Source organism: Kosakonia sp. ML.JS2a (assembly GCF_025642095.1).
Lineage (GTDB): Bacteria > Pseudomonadota > Gammaproteobacteria > Enterobacterales > Enterobacteriaceae.
The window spans coordinates 1,755,914-1,771,263 of the sequence record NZ_CP106754.1 but is presented as its reverse complement, the minus strand read 5'-3'; the positions used below and the strand labels follow the sequence as shown (position 1 = coordinate 1,771,263).

Below are 15,350 nucleotides of genomic sequence, written 5' to 3'. Positions count from 1 at the left end.
CGCTCCAGAAATTCGCTTTCTTCGATGTATCTGCGCGGCTATGCGCTGTTAAAGTGAATAATCACCGTTACATCGTGTTTCAGCTTCTAAGACGCTGACATCATAGTCAGCGCCTTGTTAAGATACTGTGAATTTACTCACAGATTGAAAACGGTTACATCCACGAACATTATAAGTTAGTGATCGAAGCCACAGTTTGTCGGCCGGTCACCGAATGGCGGCGCACCAGCGTGGGCATAAAGCAGTGAGATTCCTGCGGATCCAGCTTTCCTGCGGCCCCCAGCAGCGCCAGCTCGGTCGCCAGACGTGCCATCGACGCCACCGGATAGCGCACGGTAGTCAGCTGTGGGTCGGTGTAGCGCGCAATCGGGATATCATCGAAACCAATCAATGACAAATGCTGTGGCACCGCAATGCCGTTATCTTTCAGCGCAGTCAGCGCCCCGGCGGCCATGCTGTCGTTGTAGGCAAACACCGCCGTGAGCTGCAAATTGCGCCCCAGCAGTTCAACCATCGCCGCTTCTCCGCCCTGCATATCCGGCGAGCCGGTGCCAACCCAGCTATCCGGCGCAGCTATCCCCTGCTCTTCCAGGGCGCGGAACCAGCCTTCGCGGCGCAAATCGTTATCTTCAATATGGTGACTGGAAGCCAGATAGCCGATGCGCTGATGGCCATGGTTGAGCAACATACGCGTCGCCATCATCGCGCCGCTGATATTATCCAGACAGACGCAGCGATGGGCGTAACCCGGCACCAGACGGTTGATCAACACCATGCCCGGCACCTGATCCATAAAGCCAATCAGCTCTTCATCACTTAACGCTTTCGAATGAACAATCAATGCGTTACAGCGCTGGCGAATCAGAACCTCAATGGAGTGACGCTCTTTTTCCGCCTCGTGGTAACTGTTGCCAATCAGCACATACTTTTGATGTTGCTGGGCCACGGTGTCCACCGCCTTCACCAGTGCGCCGAAGAAGGCGTCGGACACATCCATCACCACCACGCCGATGGTATCGCTGACCTGCGTGGCCAGCGCCTGCGCGTTGGCATTCGGGCGATAGCCAAGCTGAGCGACCGCCTTCATCACCGTTTCACGCGTATCCTGGCTTACCAGCGCGCTGTTATTCAGCACGCGGGAAACCGTCGCGACAGAGACGCCCGCCTGACGGGCAACGTCACGAATGGTGATCATTTTTACTCACCTTTACTGGATTGCGGCAGTTCACAGTCACCCCCTGGGTTAAGTAAGGAGGCTATTCTGTCAGTCGGCGGGAGATTGCTGCGTGAGTGACATCACATGAATGGAAACGGTTACATCCGTTTTGTTAACGATTGTGATCCAGATCGTTATCTGGATGTTCGTGCCAATGCTGTCCCCGCAGCACGTGCGGTGAATTGCCGCCACAACCACTCCATCGGCCCCTGACGAAAATGCTTGAGCCAGAAGAGAGAAAACAGAATGTTGGCAGCCCATACCGGCGGAACAAAAGCCAGCAACTGGAGACGGTCGAACTTCATAAATAAGCCGAAGTGATTAAACAAGGTAATGCAAATCACCGTTTGCAGCAGGTAGTTGCTTAATGCCATGCGGCCAACGCAGGCGATTGCATTGGCCCATTTGCTGGCGCCAATCTGCGGCCAGAAACCATACGCCAGCGCGGCATAACCTATGGCCTGAAACGGTGCGCTCAGTTCGCGCGGCGCCTGCAAAATAAAGGCGCACCAGCGATATGACCAGCCAAGCTGCCACTGCGCGACAATCGCAGGCAGGTTAATCAGCATACCCAGCGTAATCAGCAGCCCGCCAACGCGCCGGTAATGCCGCAGGCTGAATTGCCCTTTCAGCCAACCGCTACGCATCAGCGCTGCCCCCAGCAGCATCAATCCCGCCAGTTGCCAGCCATACTGCGCGCCGAGCGCCAGCAACGCATTGGATAACATGTCCGCCCGGTTGCTGATCGCTTCTATCATGCTGCCGCTGGTTTTCCACCAGACTTCATATTGCAGGTTCGCCGCATCCGGCAACCAGGAGCGGTTTGGTTCACTGCCGGAAATACCGCCCAGCAACAGCAGCACCACGATGCCCATCAGATAGAGCACAACGCCGGTATTGAACATCGTCTTCACGCTTTGCGCATCACGCACCATGCGCCAGGCAATCAACCCCACCAGCCCGTAAGCCAGAAGAATATCGCCATCCCAGAAAAAGAGAGCGTGAATAAAGCCCAGCAAGACCAGCAAGGTCAGCCGCGACTGGATCCAACGTTTACCGCGCGGCAGCAGCATTTGCAAACCCGCGCCAAATAAGAGGGCAAATAGCGAAAGGAATTTTACCTGCGCGAAGAGATCGAGCAACGCCCAGGTCCAGGCGTCACGTTGCGTGATCTCGCCATACCAGGCAGGGTTGGTATAGGCCGCCTTTGGTAACCCAAAAGCGGTGATATTCAGAAGCAGGATCCCAAGAATGGCGATGCCACGAACAAAATCCAGCGTGACATTCCGTTCCATGTCTCCGGCTCCCCGATAATCAGTTATGGTGGCGTACAGCGCGCAGGAACTCCTGGCGGGTATTCTGGCTCGATTTGAACAAACCGCCCAGAGAGGTGGTGGTGGTGGCGCTGGTGGCATCGCGAATGCCGCGCGCTTTCACACAATAATGCACAGCATCAATGGATACCGCCACATTATTGGTGCCAAGCAGGGTTTGCAGCGCCGTGAGGATCTGCTGCGTTAAGCGTTCCTGCACCTGCGGACGCTGGGCAAAGAACTGCACAATGCGGTTAATTTTTGATAAACCAATCACCGACTCTTTCGGGATATACGCAACGGTCGCTTTCCCGTCGATGGTCACGAAGTGGTGCTCGCAGGTGCTGGTCAGCGTAATATCGCGTACCGTGACCATCTCATCCACTTTCATTTTGTTTTCAATCACGGTGATCTTCGGGAAGTTGGCGTAATCAAGGCCGGAGAAGATCTCATCGACATACATTTTGGCAATGCGATGCGGCGTTTCCATCAGGCTGTCATCATTCAGATCGAGGTTAAGCAGTTGCATAATCTCGGTCATATGGCCGGCAATCAGGCGCTTGCGGGTTTCGTTGTCCGTTTCACGGACCGGCGGACGCAGCGGTGTTTCCAGGCCGCGGGCGACTAAAGCCTCATGGACGAGAGCCGCTTCTTTACTGAGTGATGACATTTTTTATTCTCCTGCAGGTGTGGCGTGCTTCGCCTTTAGCGCAGGCGAAGTGAACGATCATTGTGCGTGAGGTCGCGCACATAATCCAGTCCTGACGCCGATAATTATTGAAATTCCGCCGGCTTTCTGGGCGTCGGTTTCCACACCAAAACACCGCCAATCAGCAGGGCTAACGCCGCCACCCCAAGTGCCGGTTCAAGGCGTTGCGTCAGCCAGGTCGAGAGCGCCGACGTCATCGGCCCCACCAGTTGCCCCAACGCATAACCGGTGGTCAGCAACCCGGCCATATAGCGGGTGTGATCGGGGGCGAGTTCCCGTCCGTACAACAGCGACAACTGTACCGCACAGAGAAAACCGCCGCCCACCAGCAGCGCGCCAGTGACCAGACCGCTCATCCCAGGCAGCAGCCATGCCGCCAGCACGCCCGCCCCCTGTAACCACAGGACGATCGCCAGACGTTGATGGCTGTGGCCCACATGGCGCAGCAAGATGCTTAACGTAATCCCCACCACCGACGCCGCGCCAAATACCGGCCAGACAAACTGGGCGAATATACTGCCAGGAAAACGCAGCGCCGCCATTTGCGAAAGAAATGTCGCTGGCAAAATATAACCAAATCCGGCAAGGCTATAGCTCCATACCAGACGCTTGAGATCCGGCGTCAGGTGCAGCGGCTGCGCTTTTACGCCAGGCCGGTGCCACTCACCCGGTCGCGGCAGATAACGCGCGATAAACGTCACCAGTAACAGCGCCAGCACGCCATAGACCTGCCATGCGGACGCCGCCGTCAGCCCTTTGGCCTGGATCGCCACCGCCAGCAGACCGCTCAATGCGATACCCGCGCCCGGCCCGGCAAACACTGCGGCGCTCAAGCCCGGCCGCCCGGCCTGCGCCAGACGATCGTTAGTCCAGGCGGCGATCAGCACCATCGCCCAGCCGCTCATTGCGCCGATCACCAGCCGTAACGCGCCGTGCAGCAGCGCGTTATCGGCAATCGATGACAAGAACGTCAGCGCCACCGCGCCGCTAATGCCAGCGTACAAGCGCAGTTCAATATGATGCCGGGCGCGCATCGCATCCCACGCACCCAGCAGATAACCGAGATAGTTAATGGCGGCGACCAGCCCGGCGCTGGTCAATGTGAGCTGGCCATCGCGAATCATTAACGGCACCTGCGGCGTAAAGGCAAAACGCCCGATTCCCATCGCCACCACCAGCACAATAAACCCGCAAAGCGCAACTTTGCGTGCCATGAGCACCTCGTTTGTTAAAGTAAAGTTATGTTTATGATGCAATATGTAGCATTTATGCGGAAGTGAAAGTTACTCACAGGGCAATGAATAATCTGTATTATTATGGATGTCCCCCATCCTAACCCCGAATTAACTGAGGAGCCCTGCATGGAATTGCTCGAAGAGCACCGCTGTTTTGAAGGCTGGCAACAGCGCTGGCGCCACGACTCCGCCGTACTCAACTGTACGATGACCTTTAGCATCTTTTTACCGCCGCAACGTACAGCGACAGCGCCTCCCGTCCTGTACTGGCTCTCCGGCCTGACCTGCAATGATGAGAATTTCACCACCAAAGCGGGTGCGCAACGCGTAGCAGCAGAGCTGGGCATTGTGCTGGTGATGCCGGACACCAGCCCGCGCGGCGACGAGGTGGCCGATGCCGACAGCTACGATTTAGGCAAAGGCGCCGGGTTCTACCTCAACGCCACGCAGCAGCCCTGGGCTGCACATTACCGGATGTATGACTATCTGCGAGATGAGCTGCCGGCGCTGATCGCTGCGGAATTTAAGGTCAGTTCACGTTATGCGATCAGCGGTCACTCTATGGGTGGCCACGGCGCACTGATCATGGCGCTGAAAAACCCCGGTCGTTACACCAGCGTCTCTGCTTTTGCGCCTATCGTTAACCCGTTGCAGGTCCCCTGGGGGCAAAAAGCGTTTGCGGCCTACCTTGGGGAAGACAGCGAACAGTGGCGTGCCTGGGACAGTTGCGTACTGATGCTGGAAAGTGGCGAGGCGGATGCCATCCCAACGCTGATTGATCAGGGCGATAACGATCAGTTCCTCGCCGATCAACTGCAACCGGCACGGCTGGCGGAAGCCGCGCGGCAAAAATCCTGGCCGCTGACGTTACGTATTCAGTCCGGTTACGATCACAGCTATTACTTTATTGCGTCGTTTATTGAAGATCATCTGCGCTTCCATGCGCAGTATCTGCTGAAGTGATCCCAGCCCCGGCGGCTTCCCACCGCCGGGTTTGCCCGTCAGAAGCGGTAATCGACGGCCATAAAGTAGCGGCGGCCTTCTTCATTGAAGCTGTAGTCGTCGCGGTTCAGATCTTTATCACCCAGGTTCAGCACACCGGCGCGCAGTTTCACGTTCTTGCTCGCCTGCCAGGCACCGCCCACGTTCCAGATAACATAACCGCCAGGCGTCATGCCCTGCGATACGGTACGTTTTTCACCGCTATAGTTTGCGGAAAGATAGAACGACCAGTCCTGCGTCGCTTGCCAGTCCAGCGTACCATTGGCGGCGTGATACGGCAGATCCTGCAACGGTTTATTGCCGCCGCCGCTGAGGTCGCGACCATCGTTATAGGTGTAGTTCAGCGTCACTTTCCATGCGTCGCCCAACGGCACTTTCAGTTCGGTTTCCAGCCCCTGGATCCGCGCTTTATTGACGTTGTAGTAACGGAATACCGGCACCAGTCTGCCGTTAGCATTACGTTCAAAACCAACGAAGTTGGTGTAACCCGGCGCCTCAATCAGGCTGGCAGTGCGACTGATATTGATCATATCCTCGATGTTATTCTGGAAGGCGGTCACGCTGCCCTGAACCCCTTCCAGCCATCCCTCTTCGCCGTTGTAGTAAAGGCCCAGTTCAAAACTTTCGCTGGTTTCCGGTTTCAGTTCCGGGCTGCCCACCACGCGGCAACTGCCACGACAAGAGTTGGTCGCCCAGTCCGGGCTGAGCTGCAACAGTGATGGAGCCTTAAATGCCGTCGCCCAGCCGCCTTTGACCGTGACGGTATCGGTGGCGCTGTAGACCAGGTAAGCACGCGGGCTCCAGTGATCGCCATAGGTATCATGATCGTCCATGCGCACGCCGGTAGTGAGCGCCAGCGGCTCGGCAATACGCCACTCATCTTCCACAAACAGCGCGTACTGGTTGGTTGAGGTTTCGCTACTGCTTCCCCCTGTCAGGTTGACCGGATCCTGTAATTTGTCGTGCCGCCACTCACCGCCAACGGTGACCAACTGATTGATGACGCCAAGCGGCAGCACATACTTGCCATCGACGGTGGTGTTTTGTGAACGGATCGGGCTGCTGTTGCCTGGGTTTTTATTGTCGATCGTCTCACCGTAGAATTTCAGTTCACTGTTGCCGACGCCCCAGCGGCCGTTATGCGCCAGTGAGTAGTTCTGTCTGTCGAGGCGATTTTTATTCAGCGAATCGGAATTCCGGTCCTGGCGATCGTAGCCATAACCGGCGGTAAAATCGTGATCCGCCGTCGGCGTCCAGGCGAACTCAACGTTGCCGTCACGGCTGGTGAAGCCCTCCATGCGCGGCGTAAGGCCGCTGGCATCGGTCTGCGAAGGTTGCTGCTGATCTTTCTCGCGCTTCGCCACACTGCCGTATGCTTTCAGCCCCAGCACACCGTCAATCAGCGGGCCGCTGGTGTAGAACTGACCATTCCAGCTATCGCCCCGATCCCGGTGCTCCTGGACAGTGCTGTCAGCGGTCACGCTGCCGGTCCAGCTCTGGCCGATTTTTTTGGTGATGATATTCACCACGCCGCCAAGAGCATCGGAACCATACAGAGAAGACATCGGCCCACGCACCACTTCAATACGCTCAATCGCTTCCACCGGGATCCAGTTGAGGTCGAAATCGTTGTGGCGGAATACCGCATTGCGGGAGTTGACGCGTTTGCCGTCAATCAGGATCAAGGTGTAGCTGCTGTCGAGACCGCGCAAACTGACACCTTTACGGTTATCCCCTTCATTGGTGAGCTGTACGCCGGGCACCTCTTTCAGCACATCTTTCAGGTTTTGCACCGGTTTACGCTGGAGGTCTTGTTGCGTAATGACGCTGATACTGGCGGGGGCATCTTTCAGGTTCTGTTCGCTGGCTGACGCGGTCACCACCAGCGTTTCACCACTCTCTACGGCCGCCATCGCTGGCAGCGCCAGGGAGAGTGCGGACGCGCAGAGGCCTCCCCGGACGATAGGATTCAAGGTAAACATTCCGTAACTCCATGAGGTAACTACAAAAAATTGCTAAAAATACTGCTCACATGCAATAAACCGCGCCCCATTACATTGACGGGGCGGAGGTGTGTCAGGGGTATTCTGGCGCTGAAAAAGCAGGCTGATACCTTGTTATTCAGTAAGTTACATTAATGTAAACGATAATTATTATCAATTTTAGAAATTCAAAGTTATGTAAATTGTTACAACGTCAGGCGAGACAGGCAGGCAAAAAAAAGCCCTCCGGACGGAGGGCTAAAGAGTGAATTTACTTGGTAAAGCGTTCCGGGAACTCCATTTCGCTGTAACGTACGAAACGGGTGCCTTTAGAGAATTTGTAACCGAGCCAGATAACCAGGAACAGCGGAATACCGATATAGGTCGCGGTGACCGCTCCCCAGTCAATGGTATCGGCGAGAAACGCCTGATAGTTCTGCCCCAGGGTGATGATCAGGCACAACACGAAGGCGAAGATTGGCCCGATTGGGAAGAAACCGGAGCGGTACGGCAGATTATCCAGTGAATGGCCCTGCGCAACGTAACCACGACGGAAACGGTAGTGGCTGATGGCAATACCCAGCCAGGCGATAAAACCAGTCATACCGGAGGTATTGAGCAACCACAGGTACACCGTCTGATTACCGAACATCGAGGTCAGGAAGCACAACGCAGCAATCACCGTGGTGGCATACAGCGCATTACGCGGCACACCGCCTTTCGACAGTTTGGCGAAGATGCGCGGCGCTTTGCCGTCACAGGCCAGCGTGTAAAGCATACGCGTGGAGGCATACATGCCGGAGTTACCCGCCGACAGTACCGCCGTCAGGATCACCGCATTCATCACCGCCGCCGCAGAGAGCAGGCCCGCATGCTCGAACACCAGGGTGAACGGGCTCACGCTGATATCTTTCACATCATTGCGCAGCAGGCTCGGGTCGGTGTAAGGAATAATCAGGCTGATGATCAGGATCGCAAACACATAAAACAGCAGGATACGCCAGAACACCTGACGCACCGCGCGCGGAATATTCTTTTCCGGATCTTCCGATTCACCCGCTGCGATACCAATCAGTTCCGTCCCCTGGAAGGAGAAGCCGACAATCATCGCCACGCCAATCATCGCCGATAAACCGCCAGCAAACGGCGCATCGCCAATGGCCCAGTTACTCCAGCCTGCCGGTTTTTCCCCCTGGAAAATACCGACAATCATCATCACGCCAACGATGATAAAGATAATCACCGTCGCCACTTTAATCAGCGAGAACCAGTATTCCGCTTCACCAAACCCTTTTACGGAGATGTAGTTCAGCAGGAAAATCACCGCCAGGAACAGCGCACTCCAGATCCAGCCTGGCGTGTCCGGGAACCACCAGGTCATCACCAGTTGCGATGCCACCAGGTCAACGGCGATGGTCACCGCCCAGTTGTACCAGTAGTTCCAGCCCAGCGCGAAGCCAAAGCCTTCTTCTACATACTTCTGACCGTAGGTCGAGAATGAGCCGGAGACCGGCATAAACGCGGCGAGTTCGCCAAGGCTGGTCATCAGGAAGTAAACCATCAAACCAATAAGAATATAGGAGAACAGCGCGCCACCCGGGCCCGCTGAAGAAATGGTCGCCCCGGATGCGACAAACAACCCTGTACCGATTGAACCGCCAATCGCGATCATCGTCAGGTGACGCGCCTTCAGTTCACGACGTAGCGTGGGCGCTTGTGTGGTTTTTGTTTCGGAAACCATAAGAAAAAGCTATCCATCCAAAAAATGAGGCGCGATTGTAGCAAACGAAACGCGGCCCTTCTGGCATAAAACGTCTGTTATTAGAGACCTTCATGATAGGCAGCGAATTATAAGTAAAGCAGTGAATGGATGATGTTACGAAGGTGTAAATACGCTCCCGCAGGGCTGCGGGAGCGGGGGATCAATTCAGACCACGAACCGAGGCGATAAACTGTTGCAGTTCCGGCGTACGGGGTTGCGTAAAGAAGGACTTACTCTCCCCCTGCTCCCAGACTTTGCCCTGATGCATAAACACCACGCGGTCGCCCACTTCACGGGCGAAATTCATTTCATGCGTGACGAGGATCAGCGTCATCCCTTCGGCAGCAAGCTGCTCGAGCACGCGCAGTACCTCGCCGACCAGTTCCGGATCCAGCGCAGAGGTAATTTCATCGCACAGCAAAACCTTCGGTTTCATCGCCAATGCACGGGCAATCGCCACACGCTGCTGTTGCCCGCCCGAGAGGTTCGCCGGGTAGTAATCAATACGCTCGCCCAGCCCCACTTTTTCCAGCATTTCAGTGGCCAGCTTACGGCACTCATCGGCAGGCATTTTCAATACCCGGCGCGGCGCCAGCATCACATTCTCCAGCGCGGTCATATGCGGAAACAGGTTGAAGCTTTGAAACACCATGCCCACAGAACGGCTGATTTCCCGCGCCTGAGATTCTCTGTCGGTGACCGTCATACCGCCGAGCTTAATGCTGCCATCCTGGTAACCTTCCAGCCCATTCATACAACGTAATAATGTGCTTTTGCCAGAGCCGCTGCGGCCAATAATCGACACCACTTCGCCCATTTCGATATCCAGGCTTACGCCTTTTAATACGTGGTTGTCGCCATAATATTTCTGAACATCATTAATGGTGATGAGCGGCATGGAATTTTTTCTCCAGATAACGGCTGTAGCGCGACAGCGGATAACACAGCAGGAAGTAGCCCAGCGCAACCAGGCCAAAGACTTTAAACGGGGCGAAGGTCACGTTATTCAGCATCGTTCCGGCTTTGGTTAACTCAACAAAGCCGATGATAGATGCCAGCGCCGTACCCTTGATCACCTGCACGGAAAAGCCCACCGTGGGCGCAATGGCAATGCGGATGGCCTGCGGCGCAACCACGCGAAATAACGTCTGCCCGAAGCTTAAACCCAGGCAGCGGCAAGCTTCCCACTGCCCTTTCGGCAGGGCTTTGATACTGCCGTACCAGATATCAAGCAAAAACGCGCTGGTAAACAACGTGAGCGCCAGCGTAGCGGCGGTCCATGCGCTTACGTCGATACCGAACAGCGCCAGACCGAAAAAAGCAAGGAACAACTGCATCAGCAACGGCGTGCCCTGAAACAGCGCGGCATAACCGCTGATCAGGCGTTTTGGCCAACCCCAGCGGCTAATGCGTAGTACCAGCAGTGGCAGCGTGACCAGCGTGCCGCACAGAAACGCAATCAGCGACAGCAGCACCGTCCAGCGCGCCGCCAGTAGCAGATTGCGCAGAATATCCCAGTCGGTAAAGGTACTCATCAGCCCTCGCTCCCTAACCATTTACGGCCAATCGCCAGCAACACCTGGCGCATCAGCAACGAAAGCGCCAGATACAGCAATGTGGTGACGAAATAGACTTCAAAACTTAAAAACGTGCGCGACTGGATCAGGTTGGCCATAAAAGTCAGCTCTTCATAAGAGACTTGCGAGACCACCGACGAACCGAGCATCACGATAATGCACTGGCTGACCAGCGCCGGGTAAATGCGTTTCAGGGAGGGCGGCAGGATCACCCGCAAAAATGTCTGGGATTTGTTCAGCCCCAGCACACGCGCTGCTTCCCACTGCCCTTTCGGCGTGACCTGGATCCCGGCGCGAATAATCTCCGTGCTATACGCGCCGAGGTTAACCAGCATGGCGATCAGCGCCGCTTCCCCGGCGGTCAGTTTCACCCCAAGGCTGGGCAAGCCAAACACAATAAAGAACAGTTGCACCACAAACGGCGTATTGCGGATCAACTCCACATACGCGCCCCATAGCGTGCTCAGCAGGCCGGGTTTTCCACTGCGCAGGGCCGCGCCGACAATCCCCAGCGACACACCGCCTACCGTCGCCAGCGCGGTGAGCGTCAGGGTGGTCCACAATCCGGCCAGCAGCTCCGGCCAGAAAGGCCAGAGCGCAGCGAAATCAAGCGAGGTCGTCATGCGTTTATGCGCCGAAGTTGGCCGGTAACGGTGCCTGCATCCATTTCTGCGACAGGGTGTTCAGTGAGCCATCTTTCAGCGCCTGATCCACCAGCTTATCGACTTCAGCTTTCAGCGCCGGTTCGTTTTTCATCAGCCCGATGTAGCACGGCGAGTCTTTCAGCATAAACTGGCTGACCGGGGCTTTTTGTGGGTTCTGACGCGCGATAGCGGCAACGACCACGTTCCCGGTGGCGAGGTACTGCACCTGCCCGGACATGTATGCCGACAGCGTGGTGTTGTTGTCTTCGTAGCGTTTCACGTCCGCGTCTTTCGGGGCGATATCGGTCAATACCATATCTTCAACCGCGCCACGGGTAACGCCGATGGATTTGCCGCTCAATGCTTTCGCATCAGGCAATGTGGCCTCCTTCGGACCAAATACCCCGAGGAAGAACGGTGCGTACGCCCGGCTGAAGTCGATCACTTTTTCACGTTCGGCGTTTTTCCCAAGACTTGAGATAACCAGATCGACTTTGTTCGTTTGCAGGTAGGGAACGCGGTTAGCGCTGGTGACCGGCACCAGTTGCAGTTTTACTTTCATGCCCTTCGCCAGGTATTCCGCCATATCAATGTCGTAACCCTGGGGTTTCAGATCCGTGCCCACCGAGCCAAACGGCGGAAAATCCTGGGGTACGGCAACGCGCAACACACCGCGTTTCTGAATATCCTGCAACTGATCCGCCAGCGCCTGCCCGGCGCAAGTCATCATTAATGCCGCACCGGCTGCCGCCATCATCCACTTTTTCATCGTCAACACCTCATCGCTCATGAAACAAAAGATTCTTTGAATCACTTTCTGCAACTAATGTGCCAACGCGATATATCGCGCTCAGCACGCGTTATTCGTGGAGTTTCAGGGTGAATCGATAGTTTCATCGCTGCGTCCGCTCCCTGAAACGGTGCAGACGCATGATGATGGTGCAATCAGATGGCGCAGTAGCGAATAAAGCGGTTCAGCGCACTGGAAAGGTGTTTTTGCCGGTGATGAATGCGCCACAAGGTGCGCACCAGGCGGGGTAGCGGGATCGGGACTTCCACCAGCGTGCCAGTGTCCAGCTGTTCAGCAATAACCCGACGGGAGAGACAACTGATGCCAAGACCGTGGCGAACCGCGTGCTTAATGGCTTCAGAATTGCCCAGCTCCATGCCGAGATGAAACTGTGGCAAATGCGACAGCAGTAAATAGTCGACAATTTCGCGGGTGCCGGAGCCACGTTCACGCAGGATCCACGGCGCTGCGGCCAGTCGCTCCAGCGTGACCTCGCTCTGCAACAGCGGTGCGGAAGGGGGAGCGAATACCACCAGCTCATCCTCAAGCCAGGGTTCAGCAATGATTTCCGCGGTGTGGCACGGCCCTTCAATCAGGCCGATGTCCACGCGAAAATCCGCCACGGCATTGATCACATCCTGACTGTTGCCTACGCTCAGCTCCAGCGGTAACTCAGGAAAATCCCGACGGTAGCGGGCAATCACTTCAGGCAGAATGTAATTGCCAATGGTGCTACTGGCAAACACGCGCAGCGCGCCATTGTCTTCACGAAAGAGTTGCTCTATTTCCGTTGCCTGCTCCAGCGCCGCCAGCGCTTTGGGATAGAGCAGCCGACCATGCTCATTGACCACCAGTCGTTTACCGACACGATCGAATAACTGCACGCCCAACTGGCCTTCCAGGTCGGTGAGCGCTGCGCTTACCGCCGACTGGGAGAGCGCCAGCCGCTGTGAAGCCTGGGTGGTGGAGCCGCTTTTCAGCACTTCAGCAAAGACTTCAAGCTGACGCAAAGTAATATGCATAGAGAGGTCACTTACCACTTATAAAGATTGATTATAAATATATAATCAATTTTACCTTTAAACCAGTCCGCCGTACCCTTTTCGCTATTGAAAGGAGAAGGTTATGACAGAAATCACACTACACACTGCGCGCCATCCTGCATGGCGCTTCGCGCCCGGACTGCTGCTCAGCATGCTTATCACCGGTGCGGCTCTCTGGCTCGGTCACTTTCCGGCGATTGCCGGCATCGGTTTCAGTGCACTGACACTGGCGATCCTGCTCGGCATGGTCGTGGGCAATACGCTTTACCCTCACCTGCATCGTTCATGCGATAGCGGCGTGTTGTTCGCCAAGCAGCATCTGCTGCGGTTGGGTATTATTCTTTATGGCTTCCGTCTGACCTTTTCGCAAATCGCAGAGGTCGGCGTCAGCGGGATCGTCATCGATGTGCTGACGCTGTCCGGCACCTTTTTGCTGGCCTGCGTGCTGGGGCAACGCCTCTTCGGGCTGGATAAAAAAACCCGTTGGCTTATTGGCGCGGGCAGCAGTATTTGCGGCGCAGCGGCCGTGCTGGCAACGGAACCGGTGGTGAAGGCCGAGTCCAGCAAAGTGACGGTTGCCGTCGCCACGGTGGTGATATTCGGGACGCTGGCGATCTTTATCTACCCGGCGCTTTATCCCCTGCTGGCGCATTGGTTCAGCCCGGAAACTTACGGGATCTGGATAGGTTCCACGGTGCACGAAGTCGCTCAGGTCGTCGCCGCCGGACATGCTATCAGCCCGGAAGCGGAAAATGCGGCGGTGATCGCCAAAATGCTGCGGGTTATGATGCTGGCCCCCTTTTTATTGCTGCTGGCAGCCCGCGTTAAACAACTCAGCCCGCACACCGGCGAAGCGAAAAGTAAACTCACGATCCCGTGGTTTGCGCTGGGCTTTGTTGCTGTCGCCTGTTTTAACTCATTTCACCTGCTACCCTCCGCGCTAATCCAGGCGCTAAACACACTGGATACCTTACTGTTGGCGATGGCGATGGCGGCGCTGGGGCTGACCACCCACATCAGCGCACTGAAAAACGCCGGGGCGAAACCGCTGGCATTGGGGCTGGTGCTGTTTATCTGGTTAATCGTTGGCGGTGGCGCAATAAACCTGGCTGTTCACCATCTGATGGCATAAACCACTACATCCCTTTCCTGCAGACCCGCTATGATGGTTTCTTTCCCCTGGCGGGTTTTAAGGAGTTTTTATGAAATACATTGGTGCGCACGTGAGCGCCTCAGGTGGAGTGGCGAATGCCGCCATCCGCGCCGCCGAAATCGACGCAACCGCGTTTGCGCTCTTTACCAAGAATCAGCGTCAGTGGCGCGCTGCACCGCTGAGTACAGAAACCATTGATGAGTTCAAAGCCGCCTGCGAAAAATACCATTTCAAACCGGGTCAGATCCTGCCGCACGACAGCTACCTGATAAACCTTGGCCACCCGGTCGCTGATGCGCTGGAAAAATCCCGCGACGCGTTTATTGATGAGCTGACGCGCTGCCAGCAACTGGGGCTGACGCTGCTGAACTTCCACCCTGGCAGCCACCTGATGCAGATCCCGGAAGAGGCGTGTCTGGCGCGGATTGCCGAGTCGATCAACATCGCGCTGGCGCAAACCGAAGGTGTCACCGCCGTGATCGAAAACACCGCAGGCCAGGGCAGCAATCTGGGCTTCCGCTTTGAACATCTGGCAGCCATCATCGATGGCGTGGAAGACAAATCCCGCGTTGGCGTCTGCATTGATACCTGCCATGCTTTTGCCGCCGGGTATGATTTACGTACTGCGAAAGCCACCGCCGAGACGTTTGCTGAATTCGACCGCGTGGTGGGTTTCAACTATCTGCGTGGAATGCATCTGAATGATGCAAAAAGCACCTTCGGCAGTCGTGTTGACCGCCATCACTCGCTCGGCGAGGGCAATATCGGCCACGATGCGTTTCGCTGGATTATGCAAGACAGCCGTTTTGACGGTATTCCCCTGATTCTGGAAACCATTAATCCGGATATCTGGGCAGAAGAGATCGCCTGGCTGAAAGCGCAACAAACCGCCGACGCCGCAGCGTAAAAAAAGGGCCGCAAATG

General features: G+C 56.1%; 14 protein-coding genes. 3 read left to right on the top strand and 11 right to left on the bottom strand.

Annotation, left to right across the window (positions count from 1 at the left end; genetic code table 11):
- Positions 1-169: 169 nt before the first annotated feature.
- The 4 genes from galS to N7922_RS08485 all read right to left on the bottom strand — a co-directional run bounded on the left by galS (position 170) and on the right by N7922_RS08485 (position 4,452).
- Positions 170-1,195: an HTH-type transcriptional regulator GalS gene (gene galS, locus N7922_RS08500; RefSeq protein WP_263100102.1), complete on the bottom strand. Its 1,026-nt coding sequence runs from the start codon at positions 1,193-1,195 to the stop codon at positions 170-172.
- A 155-nt stretch (positions 1,196-1,350) separates the two neighbouring features.
- The gene (gene yeiB / locus N7922_RS08495) at positions 1,351-2,511 is read right to left on the bottom strand and encodes a DUF418 domain-containing protein YeiB (protein WP_263100100.1); all 1,161 of its coding nucleotides are present in this window, start codon (positions 2,509-2,511) and stop codon (positions 1,351-1,353) included.
- Positions 2,512-2,530: 19 nt separating this feature from the next.
- On the bottom strand, positions 2,531-3,199 hold the full coding sequence (folE, locus tag N7922_RS08490; RefSeq protein WP_061493997.1) for a GTP cyclohydrolase I FolE: 669 nt from the start codon (positions 3,197-3,199) through the stop codon (positions 2,531-2,533).
- A gap of 104 nt (positions 3,200-3,303) precedes the next feature.
- Complete coding sequence (locus tag N7922_RS08485) at positions 3,304-4,452, bottom strand: MFS transporter (protein ID WP_263100099.1); 1,149 nt, start codon at positions 4,450-4,452, stop codon at positions 3,304-3,306.
- Between the two features lie 147 nt (positions 4,453-4,599).
- Here N7922_RS08485 and fghA point away from each other — a divergent pair, with 147 nt between their 5' ends.
- Positions 4,600-5,436, top strand: coding sequence for an S-formylglutathione hydrolase (fghA, locus tag N7922_RS08480; RefSeq protein ID WP_263100098.1), 837 nt, complete (start codon positions 4,600-4,602; stop codon positions 5,434-5,436).
- 38 nt (positions 5,437-5,474) lie between these two features.
- Here fghA and cirA read toward each other — a convergent pair whose 3' ends face one another.
- From cirA to yieE, 7 genes are all read right to left on the bottom strand, one after another.
- Complete coding sequence (cirA, locus tag N7922_RS08475) at positions 5,475-7,457, bottom strand: catecholate siderophore receptor CirA (protein ID WP_263100096.1); 1,983 nt, start codon at positions 7,455-7,457, stop codon at positions 5,475-5,477.
- A 271-nt stretch (positions 7,458-7,728) separates the two neighbouring features.
- Positions 7,729-9,198, bottom strand: coding sequence for an amino acid permease (locus N7922_RS08470; RefSeq protein ID WP_263100095.1), 1,470 nt, complete (start codon positions 9,196-9,198; stop codon positions 7,729-7,731).
- A 181-nt stretch (positions 9,199-9,379) separates the two neighbouring features.
- Positions 9,380-10,117, bottom strand: coding sequence for an amino acid ABC transporter ATP-binding protein (locus N7922_RS08465; protein ID WP_263100093.1), 738 nt, complete (start codon positions 10,115-10,117; stop codon positions 9,380-9,382).
- On the bottom strand, positions 10,098-10,754 hold the full coding sequence (locus N7922_RS08460; protein WP_263100092.1) for an amino acid ABC transporter permease: 657 nt from the start codon (positions 10,752-10,754) through the stop codon (positions 10,098-10,100). Before N7922_RS08460 ends, N7922_RS08465 begins: the two co-directional genes overlap by 20 nt.
- Positions 10,754-11,419 (bottom strand): amino acid ABC transporter permease, encoded by a 666-nt coding sequence (locus N7922_RS08455; protein WP_263100091.1) that lies wholly within the window; start codon positions 11,417-11,419, stop codon positions 10,754-10,756. Before N7922_RS08455 ends, N7922_RS08460 begins: the two co-directional genes overlap by 1 nt.
- A gap of 4 nt (positions 11,420-11,423) precedes the next feature.
- Positions 11,424-12,209 carry a transporter substrate-binding domain-containing protein gene (locus tag N7922_RS08450; protein WP_061499851.1) on the bottom strand — a complete coding sequence of 262 codons (786 nt, stop codon included), beginning with the start codon at positions 12,207-12,209 and terminating at the stop codon, positions 11,424-11,426.
- Between the two features lie 176 nt (positions 12,210-12,385).
- Entirely contained in the window at positions 12,386-13,252 is an 867-nt protein-coding gene (gene yieE / locus N7922_RS08445; RefSeq protein WP_263100090.1) for a DNA-binding transcriptional regulator YeiE, read from the bottom strand.
- Between the two features lie 103 nt (positions 13,253-13,355).
- On the opposite strand from yieE, the gene N7922_RS08440 reads away from it, so the two are divergent.
- Complete coding sequence (locus tag N7922_RS08440; RefSeq protein WP_263100089.1) at positions 13,356-14,405, top strand: YeiH family putative sulfate export transporter; 1,050 nt, start codon at positions 13,356-13,358, stop codon at positions 14,403-14,405.
- Positions 14,406-14,475: 70 nt separating this feature from the next.
- The gene (gene nfo / locus N7922_RS08435; protein WP_263100088.1) at positions 14,476-15,333 is read left to right on the top strand and encodes a deoxyribonuclease IV; all 858 of its coding nucleotides are present in this window, start codon (positions 14,476-14,478) and stop codon (positions 15,331-15,333) included.
- Positions 15,334-15,350 lie beyond the last annotated feature (17 nt).